At 62.4% G+C, this 16,794-nt stretch carries 9 protein-coding genes; 6 read left to right on the forward strand and 3 right to left on the reverse strand.

Going from position 1 to position 16,794, the window contains the following annotated elements; genetic code table 11:
- Positions 1-74: 74 nt before the first annotated feature.
- Entirely contained in the window at positions 75-1,502 is a 1,428-nt protein-coding gene (gene sbcB, locus N005_RS10995; RefSeq protein WP_047701221.1) for an exodeoxyribonuclease I, read from the reverse strand.
- Positions 1,503-1,687: 185 nt separating this feature from the next.
- Between sbcB and N005_RS11000 the strand changes: the two genes are divergently transcribed.
- The 6 genes from N005_RS11000 (at position 1,688) to N005_RS11025 (ending at position 8,574) form a co-directional block, all read left to right on the forward strand.
- Entirely contained in the window at positions 1,688-2,413 is a 726-nt protein-coding gene (locus tag N005_RS11000; RefSeq protein WP_047701222.1) for an RDD family protein, read from the forward strand.
- Positions 2,410-3,384: a stage II sporulation protein M gene (locus tag N005_RS11005; protein ID WP_047701445.1), complete on the forward strand. Its 975-nt coding sequence runs from the start codon at positions 2,410-2,412 to the stop codon at positions 3,382-3,384. Before N005_RS11000 ends, N005_RS11005 begins: the two co-directional genes overlap by 4 nt.
- A complete protein-coding gene (locus N005_RS11010) occupies positions 3,371-4,909 on the forward strand; it encodes a DUF4129 domain-containing protein (RefSeq protein ID WP_047701223.1) in 1,539 nt (512 codons plus the stop codon). The genes N005_RS11005 and N005_RS11010 overlap by 14 nt, the downstream gene beginning before the upstream one ends.
- Complete coding sequence (locus N005_RS11015; RefSeq protein WP_047701224.1) at positions 4,906-6,072, forward strand: DUF4350 domain-containing protein; 1,167 nt, start codon at positions 4,906-4,908, stop codon at positions 6,070-6,072. The genes N005_RS11010 and N005_RS11015 overlap by 4 nt, the downstream gene beginning before the upstream one ends.
- Complete coding sequence (locus N005_RS11020) at positions 6,069-7,073, forward strand: AAA family ATPase (protein ID WP_047701225.1); 1,005 nt, start codon at positions 6,069-6,071, stop codon at positions 7,071-7,073. Before N005_RS11015 ends, N005_RS11020 begins: the two co-directional genes overlap by 4 nt.
- 169 nt (positions 7,074-7,242) lie before the next feature.
- Positions 7,243-8,574: a DUF58 domain-containing protein gene (locus N005_RS11025; RefSeq protein WP_047701226.1), complete on the forward strand. Its 1,332-nt coding sequence runs from the start codon at positions 7,243-7,245 to the stop codon at positions 8,572-8,574.
- On the opposite strand, the gene N005_RS11030 is transcribed toward N005_RS11025, so the two are convergent.
- Positions 8,569-12,636 (reverse strand): transthyretin-like family protein, encoded by a 4,068-nt coding sequence (locus tag N005_RS11030; RefSeq protein WP_047701227.1) that lies wholly within the window; start codon positions 12,634-12,636, stop codon positions 8,569-8,571. The genes N005_RS11025 and N005_RS11030 overlap by 6 nt on opposite strands.
- Positions 12,633-16,772, reverse strand: coding sequence for a Tc toxin subunit A-related protein (locus N005_RS11035; protein ID WP_047701228.1), 4,140 nt, complete (start codon positions 16,770-16,772; stop codon positions 12,633-12,635). Before N005_RS11035 ends, N005_RS11030 begins: the two co-directional genes overlap by 4 nt.
- Positions 16,773-16,794: the final 22 nt, after the last annotated feature.

The following is a 16,794-nucleotide window of genomic DNA, read 5'->3' on the forward strand; positions in this document are numbered from 1 at the left end:
GTTCGCTACACACACAAAAACGCCAGCCATTGCTGGCGTTTTTCATGCCTGTGATTTTTTCACTTCTTCGCTGTTCAGAGACTTAAACGTTTGCGCAGTTGCTGGCTGTAACCTTGCCACTCAATGAGCACCTCTCGCTGCAATGGCGTGGAAAGCGCCAGCCACTCTCCCATCGCCTCATCAAAACTTTCCAGGGTATTGGGCGCGCCCCACTGTGGCGATGACAGGCGTTGCTGACAGAACAGCCGCCAGCGCCCCTGCTCTTCCGGATTCAAGGTATCTGGAAAGTTACGCGCGCGATATCGAAACAATAATTCCGGCAAACGTTCATCATCGAAAGGCCAGCTTTCTTGTGCCAAATGCGCCGGATCCGCCATGCGGACTTGTTCACATAAACGGCGATCGCGATCACCGAGGAAGCCTGTGTATAACTGTTGCTCCGGGTCCTCGTTGGCCGTGAAATCCTCGCGGCCATAAATAGCCTGAAGTTTATCCTGCCAAACTTGCTGGGCATCACTTAGCTGCAATGCCCGTTGCTGCAGCCCGTCCATGTCCAGTTGCAAACGTTGCCGGTCCTCGGCCCGCAGCACCGACAGCGGCGCGACCACCGGACATTTGTTGATATGAATGAGTTTGAGAGGCACTGGCAACTCTCCCTCGAGCAGTTCGTCCCGACGGGTATATAAACGTTGCCGCAAGATGTCCGCATCGTGGTCCAACAACCCCTGGGGATCCAGGTGCAGGTCGCAAACAATCAAGGCATTGCGGTTCTTCGGATGCCAGGCCAGCGGCAGAACCACGCCGATGTAGTTTCGAGCGGCCGAGAAGCGCCCGGAAATGTGCACCATCGGCTGCAACAGGCGGATCTGGTCCATCACTTTCTGCTTGCTGCGCAACTGGAACAGCCAGTCGTAGAGCCGTGGTTGCTTCTGGCGGATCAGGCGAGCCAGGGCAATCGTTGCGCGCACATCCGACAACGCGTCGTGAGCCTGGCCATGGTCGATGCCATTGGCGGCAGTCAGGCGCTCCAGCTTGAGGCTGACCCGACCGTCCTCTTGCGGCCAGGCAATGCCATCGGGGCGCAGTGCGTAGGCCGTGCGCACCAGATCGATCAAGTCCCAACGGCTGTTGCCACCCTGCCACTCCCGCGCATACGGGTCGAAGAAATTCCGGTAGAGGCTGTAGCGGGTCATTTCATCGTCGAAACGCAAGGTGTTGTAGCCGGCGCCGCAGGTACCGGGCGCGGCCAGCTGCTGGTGCACACGGGTCATGAAATCGGCTTCGCTCAAGCCTTTTTCAGCCAGGCACGTCGGGGTGATACCGGTAATCGCACAAGCCGCCGGATGGGGCAGGATGTCATCGCTCGGCCGGCAATACAGGTTCACCGGTGCGTCGATTTCATTGAGTTCGAAATCGGTACGGATGCCCGCCACCTGCAAGGGTCGGTCGCAACGCGGATCGATGCCGGTGGTTTCGTAGTCGTACCAGAAGATGGAGGTCACGGGCTGTTCCTGGGCAAAAGACTGGCGAAGTCTAGGGGGTCCCACCCGGCTTCGGCCAGTGGTCCGGGAATTGAATCACGTCACGATCCATAAAATGACATACACAGTTGTATCGTTTGCCCGCACGAAGGCTGCTAGCATCTGCCGGGATCAACGTTCGAACCGGCCCATCACTCAGGTTGCCCATGCTCGAGACACCAGCACTGCAAAGGACCGCTACGCTGCCCCCGCCACTGGACACGCGGTATCAGGTCGAGACACCCGAAGGCATCGACCTGCCACTGCGCCCAGCCGGGTTGATGCCCCGCGCACTGGCGTTTGCCATCGACCTGGGGATACGGGGGCTGATCCTGGGTTTTCTGTTCGGCATCCTCGCTTTTTTCGGTGACCTGGGTATCGGCCTGGGCTCCATCCTGCTGTTCATCGTCAGCTGGTGGTACATGGTGCTGTTCGAGGTACTGCGCCAGGGCTGCTCTCCCGGCAAGCAGATGATGGGGTTGCGGGTGGTCCAGGACGACGGCCGTCCCATCGGCTGGTCCGCCTCGCTGATCCGCAACCTGCTGCGTTTCGTCGATATGCTGCCCTTCGGCTACACCTTCGGGGCGATCAGTTGCCTGCAGCACCCGGCGTTCAAGCGCCTGGGCGACCTGGCGGCCGGCACGCTGGTGGTGTATCGCGAGCAACCGGTCAAGCGCCCCGCCCTGCCATCGGTACTGCCGGTACGCCCGCCCTTTGCCCTGAGCCTGAACGAGCAACGCGCGGTGCTCGGTTTCGCCGAGCGCCAGGCCGAACTTTCCCAAGCCAGGGTCAACGAACTGGCGACCATCCTGGCTGCCCCCCTGAACGTCCAGCCACCGCGAGCCGTGGCCGAACTCAATGGCATCGCCCGCGGCCTGCTGGGGCCGACATGAAGCAAAGCCTGTTCGAAAGCCGTCATCAAGGGGAATGGGATCAGTTGTCCCGGCAGCTCGATCAACTGGAGCGCAGCCGCAACGTGCCCCAGAGCAGCGACTTTCCCCAGGCCTACCGCCGGCTCTGCCAGCATCTGGCATTGGCCCAGGCGCGGGGCTACAGCAGCCTGCTGGTGGATGCCCTGCAACAACTTGCGTTGCGCGGACACCAGCAGCTCTACCGTGACCGCAGCCGGCCGTCGGCCAGCCTCTCGACGTTCATCCTGTTCGGTTTTCCCCGCCTGGTCCGCGAACAATGGCGCTTCGTGCTGGCGGCCAGCCTGATGTTCCTCGGCAGCCTGGCCGGCATCGGGCTGCTGGTCTATCTGTTTCCGGATCTGGTCTACAGCGTGATGGATGCCGAAGAGATCAGCCAGATCCGCAGCATGTACGACCCGGCTGCCGGCCACCTGGGGCGCTCGATCGAACGGGCGGCCAGCGAAGACTGGGCCATGTTCGGCTACTACATCATGCATAACATCGGCATCGCTTTTCAGACGTTTGCCAGCGGCATGATGTTTGGCCTGGGCAGTGCCTTCTTCCTTTTCTTCAATGGCCTGACCATTGGCGCGATCGCAGGGCACCTGACCCAGATCGGTTCCGGAGGCACCTTCTGGTCGTTCGTGATCGGGCATGGCGCCTTCGAACTCACCGCCATCACCCTGGCCGGCGCCGCAGGCCTGCAACTGGGCTGGGCACTGATCGCGCCAGGGCGCCTCACCCGGGGCGAAGCCCTGCGGCTCGCCGCGGGCAAAAGCGTGTCGATGATCGGCGGGGTCATGCTGTTCCTGCTCCTCGCCGCGTTGATCGAAGCGTATTGGTCCTCCAGCACCGTGACACCCACCGTCAAATACACCGTCGGCGCCTTGCTCTGGCTGCTGGTGATCAGTTACCTGCTGTTTGCCGGACGGATACGCCATGCGGCTGAGTGATGCCACCGTTGCCATCCGTCCCCGTACCCCCTGGGAAGCCATGGACCTGGGCGTGCTGATGAGCCAGCAGCACCGACGGCTGCTGATGACCAGTTGGGCCATTGTCACGCTGCCGATCTATGCGCTGCTGTGCCTGTTGCTGTGGGACTCGCCGTCCCTGGTCGTATTGGTGTTCTGGTGGTTGAAGCCGGCCTTCGACCGCTTGCCGTTGTACATCCTGTCCAAGGCGCTGTTTGGCGACACACCGACCCTGAAGCAGGCCTTGCGCCAGTGGCCGGCAGTGCTCAAGCCGCAATTGTTCGCCAGCCTGACCTGGCGGCGACTGAGCCTGAGCCGCAGTTTCCTGATGCCGGTGGTGCAACTCGAAGGGCTCGCCGGGAACGCGCGAGCGCTGCGCCTGCAAGTGTTGCTGCAACGCAACGGCCGCGCGGCGCGATGGCTGACCGTAATCGGCGTGCACCTGGAAACCGTCTTGTGGTTCGGCCTGATGGCCCTGTTCTATATGTTCATACCGCAACAGGTCGAACTGGAATGGGATTGGCAGAAGCTGGTCGCAGCGACCGAGCACGACTGGTTGTGGTTCGAGCACCTGGTCAACGTCCTGTACCCCCTGCTCTTGATCATCTGGGAGCCAATATACGTCGCCTGCGGTTTCAGCCTCTACCTGAACCGGCGCACGATCCTCGAAGCCTGGGACATCGAGCTGGTGTTCCGGCGACTGCGCCAGCGCCTGAGCAGCGCAGCTCCTGTACTGATGCTGCTGGCGCTGCTCCTGCTGCCGCCGGCGCCCCCGGCCTGGGCCGACGAAGACAGCAGCGCCCCCGACAGCCCGCGCCTGCTCAACCAGCCCCTGACCAGCGAAGCTTCCAAGGACAGCATCAAGGCGATCCTCGAAGCCCCTCCGTTCAAGAACCCGGAAACGGTCACCCGTTATCGTTTCGGCGAAGACACCACCGAACCCACCGAAGCCAAGGAAACGCCGGGCTGGTTCAAGGCCCTGCTCCAATGGTTGGGCCGTCAGCACTACGAAGCTGCCGCCGCGCTGATCCAGATCTTGCTTTGGGCCACACTGGCGGGGGCGATTGCCTGGCTGGTCTGGCGCTATCGTGAAAGCTTCCAGGCCCTGGGGCAGCGCCAACCGATCAAACGGCCTACGGTGGAACGACCGGCACCGCCGCGGATGTTCGGCCTGGATCTACGCGAAGAGAGCCTGCCCGACGACGTGGCGACCCGCGTCGAGCAGTTATGGAGCACCGACCCTCGTGATGCCCTGGGCCTGCTGTATCGGGCCTTGCTCAGCCGGTTGCACCATCAGTTCGGCGTTGCCTTGAAACCGGCCGATACCGAAGGCCAGGTGCTGCTGCGCGTCGAACAGCTCCAGCACGAAAACCTGCTGGCATTCAGCAAGAACCTGACCTTGCACTGGCAGAACATTGCCTACGGGCATCGCACACCGCCCCCGGATCTGCAGCAGGAATTGTGCGATGGCTGGCGCGGCTTGTTCGATACGGGAGCCTCCCGATGAACCGCCGCGCAGGATGGCTGGCCGCGATACTGATTGTCGTCGCGTTGGTGGGGGCGCTGGCCATGTACCTCTACCGGAACGCGGTGCCCTATCAGGAAACCGTCGATTACGGCCCGTCCCCCGAGGCCCAGGCCAATCCCTACCTGGCCGCCGAGCATTTCCTGCGCCAGCAGGGCGTGGAGGTCGAACATGCCAACAACCTGGACGTCCTGCCGACCCTGGAACCCCGTCAGCGCACCCTGTTGCTGCTGGGCGAGCGGACGAACATGACGCCACGGCAGGTCGACCAGTTGATGAACTGGACCCGCGCCGGTGGCCGCCTGCTGTTCGTGGCCGAAGCCTTGTGGGATGACAGCACCGGCAGCAGCGGCGACCTGCTGCTCGACCGCGTGCAACTGCACCAGATCCTGAGCAAGGACCTAAAGGAGCCGCCCCCGGAGCTGATCAAGGATCCCTACCCCGAGCTGACCAAGTTGTACCTCGAAGACGAAGAGGCTCCCGCCTATGTCAGCTTCGACACCGACTTTCACCTCGAAGACCCGAAGAACCTCGCCCAGGCCTGGGCCAACAGTGCGCTGTCGACCCACATGATGCAGTTGAACCACGGCCAGGGCTCGATCACCGTGATCACCGACGCCGAGCTGTGGAAGAACGACCAGATCGAACAGTACGACAACGCCTGGCTGCTCTGGTACCTGAGCGCCGATAGCACCGTCACGTTGCTGTTCAATATCGACCACGATAGCCTGCTGACCCTGCTGCTGCGTTACTTTCCCCAGGCACTGGTGGCGCTGGCGGCCCTGGTCGCCCTTTGGCTCTGGCGCTCGGCGGTACGCCACGGCCCGCTGCAGCAACCGGCTTCCAAGGCCCGGCGCCAGTTGGAAGAACACGTGCAAGCCAGCGCCGGATTCCACCTGCGACACAACGGCCGGCAGCATCTGCTGCAGACCTTGCAACAGGACGTGCTGCGCCGGGCGCGGCATCGTCATCCCGGCTTCGAACAACTGGCCGTCGCCGAACAGTGGCAAGTGCTCGCACGGCTCAGCCGCCAATCCACCCGGGCCATCAGCCAGGCCTTGAGCCCCCGGCCGAAACAGCGCATGTCCAGCGCCGAGTTCTGCCGGCAGGTCGCCCATCTGCAAACCCTCAGGAATGCCTTATGACTGAACAGAACGAACCTGCCGGCAGCCAGGCCCACGCCGCCCAACAGCGCCAGCGCGCCAGCCAGTTGGCCCAGGCCATCCGCACCGAGCTGCACAAGGCGGTGGTCGGCCAGGCTGCGGTGATCGACGATGTGCTCACGGCTTTGATCGCCGGTGGCCACGTGCTGCTCGAAGGGGTTCCCGGGTTGGGCAAGACGTTGCTGGTGCGTGCCCTGGCCCGCTGCTTCAGCGGTGAATTCGCGCGCATCCAGTTCACCCCCGATCTGATGCCCAGCGATGTCACCGGGCATGCGGTGTACGACTTGCAGACCGAGCAGTTCAACCTGCGCAAGGGGCCGGTGTTTACCAACCTGCTGTTGGCGGACGAGATCAACCGCGCGCCGGCCAAGACCCAGGCCGCGTTGCTCGAGGCCATGCAGGAGCGCCAGGTGACCCTCGAAGGCCGTGCCTTGCCCATCGCCCAACCTTTCATGGTGCTGGCCACCCAGAACCCCATCGAACAGGAAGGCACCTACCCGCTGCCGGAAGCCGAGCTCGACCGGTTCATGCTCAAGGTGCGCATGGACTACCCCGATGCCGAACAGGAGATGAACATGGTGCGCCAGGTCAGTCGCTCGACCCGCGCCGACATGCTCGATGTCCAACCCTTGCGCGCGGTGTTGCAGGCCAAGGACGTGCAAGCGCTGCAACGCATCGCCAGCGACCTGCCGATGGACGACCAGGTGCTCGACTACGCCGTGCGACTGGCTCGCACCACCCGCAGTTGGCCGGGGCTGAACCTGGGGGCCGGGCCGCGGGCCTCGATCGCACTGGTGCGTTGCGCCCGGGCCCGGGCGTTGCTGCGCGGCGGGGAATTCGTGGTGCCGGATGACATCAAGGGCTGCGCCCTGGCCGTGTTGCGCCACCGGGTGCGCTTGGCGCCCGAGCTGGACATCGAGGGGCTCTCCGTGGACCAGGTGTTGGGGCAACTGCTGGACCAAGTACCGGCGCCGCGTTTGTGATGATGGAACTCGAGATGAAGGTGCTTTTTGTGGCGAGGGGATTTATCCCCGCTGGGGCGCGCAGCGGCCCTATTTTTTTGGGGCTGCTGCGCAGCCCAGCGGGGACAAATCCCCTCGCCACAAAAAGCATCCTCGTCTCAATGGACTTCCTGGACAAAGGAATGCACCCATGAAGCCCTCCCGCCTGCTGCTGATCTGGCTGGCAATCCTGCTGGCCCTGGGCATGGTGCTGGGCACGTTGCAAGCACTGGATGTCGCGGTGCCGTCGTCGCTCGTGTCGATCAACTGGGGTTTGCAACTGGCCCTGCTGGTCCTGGCGATCCTCGATGCCGTGCGCCTCAAGCGCTTGCCGTCGCCGCGCGTGCAACGGCAAATGCCCGGGAGCCTGGCACTGGGTCGCTGGAGCGACGTTCACCTGGTGATCACTCACGACGTTCAGCAGCCGCTGAATGTCCAGGTCTTCGATCATGTACCCAACGGCCTGGATTTCGAATACCTGCCGCTGTCGGTCGAGCTGCAGCCCGGCCAGCACAGCCAGGTCGGCTATCGCCTGCGTCCCCTCAAGCGTGGACATTTCAGCTTCGAACACTGCGAAATCAATCTGCCCAGCCCATTCGGCCTATGGACCGATAAGCGCCTGCTGGATGCGGTCGATGAAGTTCGCGTATATCCCGATTTCGCCAGGCTCTACGACGGTCAACTCCTGGTGGTGGACAACTGGCTCAACCAGCTTGGGGTACGCCAGCGCCAACGGCGGGGCCAGGGGATGGAGTTCCATCAACTGCGCGAATTCCGCGAGGGCGACAGCCTGCGCCAGATCGACTGGAAGGCCACCGCCCGGCATCGCACGCCCATCGCTCGGGAGTACGAGGACGAGCGCGACCAGCAGATCATCTTCATGCTCGATTGCGGCCGGCGCATGCGCAGCCAGGACGACGAGCTGTCGCATTTCGACCATGCCCTCAACGCCTGCCTGCTGCTCAGCTACACCGCGTTGCGCCAGGGTGACGCCGTGGGCCTGAGCACCTTCGCCAGCGATCCGCCCCGCTACCTCGCTCCGGCCAAGGGCCAGGGCCAACTCAACGTGTTGCTCAACACCGTCTACGACCTCGACAGCAGCCAACGTCCCGCCGATTACCAGGCCGCCGTCAACGAGCTGCTGACCCGCCAGAAACGCCGGGCCTTGGTGGTGCTGGTGACCAATCTGCGGGATGAAGACGATGAAGACCTGCTGACGGCGGTCAAACGGCTGGGTCAGCAACACCGGGTACTGGTGGCGAGCCTGCGCGAAGAAGCCCTCGACCGGCTGCGCCAGGCACCGGTGCAGACCTTGCCGGAGGCGTTGGCCTATTGCGGGACGGTGGAGTATTTGAATGCGCGGGCCGAGGTGCATGAACGGATGAGCGCCCATGGTATTTCGGTACTGCAAGCCCGGCCCGGGGAGCTGGGGGCCGAGCTGGTGACGCTGTACCTGGGGTGGAAAAAGGCTGGCAATCTATAACAAATTTCCGTGTACATTGACCTCTGCCGGTAACGCCCGTTCCGGCAGAATCGGGCTATGCAATTGCAGCTCAAAAGGACCCCAACGTGACGCCTTGGTCAAAATGGACCAGCTCAAGGGCGCCACCGTCACCTGCCTGGCTTCATACAATGCAGGATCAAATTCCAATTCCAGAGCTGCTCCCTCCCGCATTCCGATAGAAACAGTAGTCGTGTTAATCAAACTGCTGTCTTTCTTGACCGTCAACACCAAGGTGTGACTTTCACCATCCTTCAGACTCATCCTCCTATTGACCAGATCGTCCATATCGATCGGGCGTTCGTTTAGATGGAGCGTGAACTCCTGCACCCAACTGTCTACCGTACCCTTCACCTCAGACTCCAACCACTCCGCCTCCCACCCCAGCGCCCCCCTCACGGACGCACTCAATGAATAACGCCCTATCCTCGACGGCAACTCGAAGGTAATCCGCGCCTTGCCATTCGCGTCGGTAACGACCGGCTCCAGCACAACCCCCTGGTAAAACCAGTGCACCCGCACGCCTTGAACCGGCTCACCGCTGGCTGCACTGACCACCGTAGCCTCGGCGCTGACTTCTTCTCCCGGGAGCCCCTCGAGGTCAGTGCTGGTCAGGCTTTGAATCACGCAAGCTTCATGGACGAGATAATCAAACGATACAACCTCGGTCCCACCAACTGCCCTGGCCGTCACGGTACCCGGCCCGTCGACCGTCGCCACGAAACCGAAGCGTGCGACGCCATAGAAATTGGTGAACGTGATCGTGTCCTCCATGGCCACGTCCGTGCCGCGCCAGGACACCTCTACCTGTCGGGCCGGTTGACCGGTCAGTGCGTTGGTCAGGGTGACTTCGAAGGACAGGGTTTCGCCCCAGTCGACCACCGTCGGGTCCTGATGCGTGACCGCCAGGACATCCACCGGAATATGACTGCCGAGGGAAAAGGCATTCAGCGGCGAGCGCGCCAGCAGCCGCGACGCCGACAGTTGCAAATAGAACGCCGCATCGGTCCGATCACCGGCCGCAAGACTCACCGGCAGGCCATCGACGGTCAATGGCCGGGGAAACCCCAGCCCTACCGGTCCGAAATTCATGGCCGTATCCAGTTCATCGGCACCCTGGATCCCCAATGTCAGCATCTGATCGAGCAACGGGCTGCCCTCTGCGACCGACAGCCTCAAATCGAGCTTCTCCGCCCGTCGAGGGAAGAAAGTCTGTTCGCCCCACCGCTGCGTGGCTCCCGTACCGCTATGTACGTTCAGGTCAAGCCAGGGATCTTCTGCATACGCATGCACGGTGAACGTGTGTTCGACTTCGCTCCCGTCATAGGGATTGCTGACCAATACCGGGACTTCACTGCCGCCTGCCGCCGTCGGCCGGTAATCGCGCTGGGCGATACCGTCCACGCCACTCAAGGAGGTTTCCCCATCGTGCCACTCCACCGACACATCGTTGGCCGGCCCGCCCGTGAAAGCCGAGACATACCGCAGGGCCAGTCGTGCGCTTTCGTGCTTGCTCAGGACCGGGTCCGTCGCGACCTCGTAAGGCGTGCCGATCACCACTTTGTTGTGGGCCAGGTTCAGTCCGAAGGGTGGCGGCTGCGTAAAGGCACCCACACCCAGGACTTCAGCGGCCCAGCTACGGGTGGCGCCTTCGGTGGTAGCGGTGAAATCACACCGGTAGCGAATACCTCCCGCCGTCATCGGCGCCGACCCGGTCAAAGGCGGGGTGATGTTCCAGCCTGATGGCAGGCCTGGCGACACAGTGGTTTCAAACAACAGCCCATGCAACCCGCTCAAGTCATCCACGGGTTGGAGGGTCAGGTCATGGGTGGCACCGATGCAGGGGTACAGATCGATGGCGGCGGCCCAGGTTCTTGGAGCCTGGTCGAACACCAGCGTCATCGTCGGCGCCAGGTCCTGGGGCAGCAACCGGAATGCCAGGTCAAGCGGTTCCAGGTCAGCCGATATCACCTGCAAGTCAAACACACCACTGGAGTCGGCTTGCTGCGCTTGCACGGCCCAGGTCACCCCGGCGGCAGTCACCGGGGTCGGTGTTTCCATGCCGGTGATGACAATGGCACGGGCGCTCGCCGGATCGCGCCACCTCAGGGAAACCTCCTTGCCGAGCAACGGGCTGCCGGTCGTCACCGTGAGATGGAATTGATCGTTCTGCCCCATGCGACACACCACACCCGCCCCCACCCGATCGACCGCGACGTCCCCCAGTTTGAAACCCGCCGTTTTCCATGCGCTGGTCGCCAGTGTCTGGATGATGAAGTCATGCTCCGGCACCTGCCCGGTTTCACGGGGGTTGACCCGTGCCTTGAGGGTGTATTGCCCGTGCACCGAAGGTCGGTCAATCACGCTGGCCCAGCCGTCCACACCGGACCAGGTCCGCTGGAGCCCCTGGGCGCTGTCCCACTCCACGGGCACGCCGGTCACAGGCTGGTCCCCCTGGCTCAGCACCTGCACCATGCACCAGACATAATCGTTCTCATCGACCACCGGGACCCGGTTGGCTTCACGCACCAGGCCAATCTTGAGAGTGTGGCGCGCCAGGGACATGGCGTTGTTGACGGTAGGTTTCAGCAAACCGGCGGCGCCCAATCGCAAGCCGAAATCGCCGTCGATGCGGTCATCGCAGTCCAGCCTCCATCTCAGCGGGTTACTGTTGCCCGAGACCGGCTGCAATAGCGCCGGAGAAACCGTCACCCCCAACTCTTCAGGGGCTTTCCCATCCCATTCCAACCATACAGACCGGTCGCGCAGCGGGCTGTCGGCGTCAAGCAACACTTCCAACTGATACGACGCACCGCGATCGGGATAGCCGGTTTTTTCACCCCAAGGCGCAGCCTCCATGTTCGGAAACGCCACTCGCACATCCTTCATCGGATCCGTGGCATGGGCCGTCACACTGAAGGTGTGCAGCGCGTTGCCTTCGGCATGGAAAGGGCTCTCGACGCTGGCCTTGACTGAAAGCGTGCCGGCGGTCTCGGGGGCAAAGTCGAACCAGGCATAGCCGCCGTTGTCGGTTTCACCGCGAAACAGCACGGTATCCCCCAGCACCCAGGACACTTCCCGTTGAGGCATGGGCAGGTCGAGGTAATACGACTTCACCTGAACGCCCAGTTTGACCGATTGTTGATGCTCAATCACCGGTTGATGAGCCGGGTTCAGATGGCTCTCGACGACCAACCGATGGTGCCCCAGGGACACTGCAATCGGATACGTCTCGGCGTGGTATTTGCTGTAGATGGACAGGTTGAACAGCTGCGTTTCATCGCTGACCGGCACCGGACAGTCCACTTGCCAAGTGTCTTCAAGCAATTGGTTTTCGCCCCATCCGGGGGTAATCACCACCGCGTCCAGTGGATTGTCCTGGCTCCACAGCAGCGCCTCGGTTCCCGTCCAGGGGCTGTCCGGCGCGGGCCGGAAGGACAGCTGGTGACTCTTCGCGCCGGTTGCCCCATGGCACAGGTAAAGCAGGGGCTCCCCGGTCGGGGTAAACACCTGGCCGTCATTGACAATCTGGGCCAGGACCAGTGGAGCCAGTTCGAGGTGAAAATCGATCCGGGCGACAATCACGTCCAGGCGCGTGGTGGCTTCAGACGGGCTGAGGATGACGAACTCGAACAGATCATCGCTCTCGATATCAAACTCGATCGGCGCCGTCACCGGCGTCAGGCTCAGTGCCTGGGTTTCAGGATCGGCCCCCCGGTTGTCCGAGGGTGGCAGCACGATTTCCAGGCTGTCCTCAGTGCCGCGCCGACGCAGGCTGAAAACCCCGGCCTCCGCGGAACGGTTGTCGTACAGGAAGCTCAAACGGTAGCGCGCCCCTGCCGATTGCGGCACCGGCGCAGGCACGATCTGGGCGATCCCTCCTCCGCCGTAAAGGGACATGTAGTAGATGGATTGCCCCTCCCATTCGCCTGATTTCCTATCGTGCCTCTCGGGCACGCCGGCATTGTTCCAGTGGTTATAGCCCAGATCGAAATGTCCGTTGGGGAGCACATTGGTCTTGGTGTTGACCGGTTCTCTGTTCATCTTTGCCCCCCCTTGAGCGTTGCGCTTTCGGCGGCTCTGACTTTGCCCTGGACGTACCGGGAAAACGCCGGGCCGCCCACCTTGGCGGTGTAGCGAACCTTCACGATGATGTCGTTCAAGGCCGCCAGTTGGTTCTTCTGGCGCTCCCACTCCTGGAACCAGGGGAAGGACAGTGTCCAGCGAGACACGGCGCCGGTGTTCTCGAAGATATTGCGCAGGCCCTCTTCGGGTCTCAACGCCGCCACGCCGAAATCATCCAGGCCGATGGAAATGGCCATCTGTTCACCGCTGCTGATATTGAGCAGCACATCGGCCGGCGCCAGACTGCTGTCGCCATACAGATAATCCAGCGACTCAAGGGACGCCTTGATGGCTGTTTCACTGCCAATCTGCGTCAGCGTCGCACAGACGTTTTCAAAGGGGCCGAGCAACGTCGGCAGGGTCACGTCCACGGCGTTGATCTGGCGGCAGTAGTGGTCGTGGTAATCCCGGTCGAACAGCAGTTGCGACAGTTTGAAGTTCAACGTGCCGTTGGTGATCAACCCTTCCCGCGCCTCGTCCCAGCTGGAGTAATCCGCCTGCCGGTCGCTGTTGTCATCGAACAATTGACGCAGGGATACGGTCTTGACGATTTCCAGGCGCCGTTCGTACCGCAGCAAATGATCGGCCTCCATGCGTAGCAGATCGAGGCGCAACGAGTCGCCGGCAGTCAGGCCGTAATAGTTATCCAGCCACGCATCGGTGCGGATGTGGCTGAGGCCGAATTCGGCGGTTTCCAGTTGCAGCGCGCTCTGGGCACTCAGGCAAAGGCTGACGACCTGGTCGTAGGCCTGGTAGTGCAAGGTCTTGCATTGCCCCAGGTGCCAGCGATATAGCTCGACGCGGGTGGCTCGGGTGAGCAGGAAGTCATAGAGTGCCTGGGCCTGGGCATTCATCTTGACGATTTGATCCAGATTGGCCTCGGCGGCCAACACCGCGTGTTTCTGCGCGTTGATCTGTTCGTCGATCATCGCCAGCTCCGCTGTGGCCTGGTCCCGCGCCAACCCCCAGTCTTCGCGTCGCCGCCGATAGCTTTCGGAGGTCGCGTCCTTCTCGGCATCGCTGCGCACGACCTCTGCCCCGACCTGGAACCCGTAAGCCAGGGCTCTTGGAGCACTGCCGAACTGATGGCCGCCGTTGGCCAGGCCGAACACATTGGGAAAGGCATCGATGACAGCGCCCGCCACTTGCATCGAGGTGCTCAGCGCCGTCAACAATTTAACGCTGTCGAGGGCCTCCATAACCTTGTATTCACTGCTGGAAATATTCTCGCTGTACAGCTTCGTGTAGTGGGCTTGCCGCTCCGCGGTCAAGGTGCGACTGCTGTTCAACGCAGCCAGCGTGTCCCGTAGTTGTTCAAGATTTTCTTCCTGCACGGTCCGGACGAAGGTACTCAACTCGGTCAGGTGGCGCTGTTGCAACAACTCTTGCTCGCCCCGGTCCTGTTGTTCCAGCAAGCGCATCACCTGGTTGCCGCACTCCTGCAGATATTGGGTCGCCCGCAGGGCCGTATCGAACAGCGTGCGCCAGCGAAACGCCGCAACCCGCAAAGGCCCGCCCATGGGGCGCACGGGGCCGGCACCGCCGGCAGCCAGGTTGTTGAGCAGATCCGAAGGGTTGATGGTGCTGAACAACTCGATGGACAGCGGTTTGCCGTCGATGGTCAGGTTATGGCGCAGGTTGTACATGCGCTGGGCCGGTAACTCATAGAGCTGCAACACGCGCTGGCTCACCGGCAAGCGGAAACGCTCCACGCCGACAACGCCGGGATCTTCAAAAAAATGGCTCCTGACCGGCAGCGATCCCGGATCCAGCAGCAGATCCTGCTCGAACGCCCTGAGCGCGGCACTGTCTTCGAGTTCCTCGACCAGTTCCGTCAACGTGGCAGGCGTCCATTGACTGAGGGTGTGCATGTCCGGCGTGGCGCCCATCAGGTTCTTGGCGCGCAGGTATTGCAGCTTGGCGGCGGCCAGACTGTCCCGTGTCAGTTGCCGGTACAACCAGTCGCCCCAGGCCACGAGGTTGGCGACATAGTCCAGAAAAATCAGCATCTGGTAGTGCCGGGGGGTGGAATAGGCAATCGCGTCAGGGTCGGTCGGGTTGTCGGCTTCGCAGCCCACGTCCCCCTCGCTACCAGACACATTCAACGGCCGGCAACGCCAATAGCGTGGCTTCGGATCCGCCCGCTCGGCCTGTGTGTCAGCGATCGCCTGGGGATCGAAGATGAAGTGCAGCCATTGTTGGGCTTCGACGAAGCGCTCCTCGTCCTTGAGCCGGGTCGCCACCAGGTGAGGCAGGTGAAAAAACAGTTCCCAGAAGAACAGCCCGTTGGCACCGTCGAACGGGCCGTTGGGTTCGTTCGAATCGTCGGGCAGCGGCGGCTCGTCGGGAAATTGGGTGTCCCAATCGAGCACGGCATCGATCGACACATTGGCGCGTGTCACCAGCTCAGCGCCGATCAGGGTGTTCAGGCGCGCGTACTTGAGCGCCAGCCCCGAGTCATTGAGGTGCAGGAATTGCCCCCCCCGCGAATCGGTCTTGTGCACGGCGGGCAGGCTGGGGTCGGTGGGAACGCCCTTCAGGTCCAAGGTGAAGGTCTTCTGGCCAAAGTCGCGAGGAGGCTCGCCAATGTTCTCCGGACCTTTGAGGATGAACGTTGCCGTCAAGTTGGCGAAGTTTTCCCGTTCGATCCCATGCCACGCAAAGGACCAGCCGCCGTTGTCCGAGTGGGTCTCGACAACGTCGGGCTCGTCATCTCCCGAGGGGTATAGCAGCGACAGGGTGAATGCCATTGGCTCGCCTGTCTTGCCGGGCGTCAACAGGGCGCAGTGCGCCTGGTAATACAAGTGCTGCTTACCCCCTACCGTTCTCACAACCACTTTGAGGGTGAAGTTTTCCACCAGGGGATCGGCGCCACTCGACACCGTTTCCGTCATTTTGGAAAAGCCTTCGGGGGCCACTCGCTGTTGAAGGGTCGTGGGCTTGGAGAAGCGGACCATGGCCAGGTGGTCCATGAGCGGCTTTTCGTCGGCCACCTTGCGAAACAGCGCGTCGCGTGTTTCGTATATCTCCACCGGCCGGGGTCGTGTCCCTATAAAGGCCGGCGGTGTGCGCGCATTGGTCAAATGCACCGCCAACCGTCCCTTGGGGTACAACGGGTCCACATCGTCGCGCAGCATCACTGCCACCAGCCGGCATCCCGGGCTGACGTCCTCGTCGAACGCCGACAAATTCAGCCGTATCGGCGGCGACCACTTTCCGTCCAGCGTGATGAAGGCCACCTTCAGCTCAAGCTCGTAGGGCTTCTGCAGGCCGCCGTCGCCATCGAACAAGGCCGGGCGCCATTCGGCCCAGACCAGGCACAAGCGTCCCCCCCAAAAGACCAGGCGGCTGTCGAGCACCTGCGCATCGGCGGGGATATCGACCGGTTGCCACTCGCTCCATGCCGCCGGATTGATCGTCTGGGTGTCGGCGTCCAGCTGCACATCGGCCTTGCGCCAGAAGTAACGGTAGGGGGCGATCCGTTCCCGGCCCACCAGGTAATAGTCGGCACGGCGGGCATCGGCCCCATCGACATAGCCGTTGAGCACATCCAGGTTGCACACTTCTTCAAAGGCGCGCAGGTATTGCTGCACGCCCGACTGCACCGAGTCGGTGGTCAGCCGGGTCTGGTTGAGGTTGTTCTCCAGCGTCCTGAACAGGCTGGTCTTGCGGATGCGCGCATAGGGGGTGATGTAGTCTTCGGGCATGCACTTGAGCAACTGGCTGGCGGCCCACAGCGGATACTGGCTGGCGATGTCCCAGTCTTTCAGGTCCTTGCGGTCGAACTCCCGCTGGGTGTAGCCGGGCTCCAGCTTCTGGTAGACGGCGTGGATGTACTGCTGGAAACAACTGACCGCCTCGGCGACCCAGGTCGTCTTGACCTGATGGTTGTCCAGGGGGTCGGTGCGCAGCCACTCCAGCAGATCGTCGGCGGTCTTGATCGGTGGGTACCCCTTGCCGGCGTCATGGTCTTCGATTTCCTTGATACCCAAGGCACATTCGATCAACGCGTCGCGGCGCAGGGCGGTTGCCCGGGTGATGTCTTGCGTAGCCATTGCCCTCTCCTGTGAGTTGGGT

Source organism: Pseudomonas mediterranea CFBP 5447 (assembly GCF_000774145.1).
Lineage (GTDB): Bacteria > Pseudomonadota > Gammaproteobacteria > Pseudomonadales > Pseudomonadaceae > Aquipseudomonas > Aquipseudomonas mediterranea.

Coding starts and splice junctions, on each gene's coding strand:
- N005_RS11000 (WP_047701222.1), top strand. CDS start 1,688: ATGCTCGAGACACCAGCACTGCAAAGGACCGCTACGCTGCCCCCGCCA.
- N005_RS11005 (WP_047701445.1), top strand. CDS start 2,410: ATGAAGCAAAGCCTGTTCGAAAGCCGTCATCAAGGGGAATGGGATCAG.
- N005_RS11010 (WP_047701223.1), top strand. CDS start 3,371: ATGCGGCTGAGTGATGCCACCGTTGCCATCCGTCCCCGTACCCCCTGG.
- N005_RS11015 (WP_047701224.1), top strand. CDS start 4,906: ATGAACCGCCGCGCAGGATGGCTGGCCGCGATACTGATTGTCGTCGCG.
- N005_RS11020 (WP_047701225.1), top strand. CDS start 6,069: ATGACTGAACAGAACGAACCTGCCGGCAGCCAGGCCCACGCCGCCCAA.
- N005_RS11025 (WP_047701226.1), top strand. CDS start 7,243: ATGAAGCCCTCCCGCCTGCTGCTGATCTGGCTGGCAATCCTGCTGGCC.
- N005_RS11030 (WP_047701227.1), bottom strand. CDS start 12,636: ATGAACAGAGAACCGGTCAACACCAAGACCAATGTGCTCCCCAACGGA.
- N005_RS11035 (WP_047701228.1), bottom strand. CDS start 16,772: ATGGCTACGCAAGACATCACCCGGGCAACCGCCCTGCGCCGCGACGCG.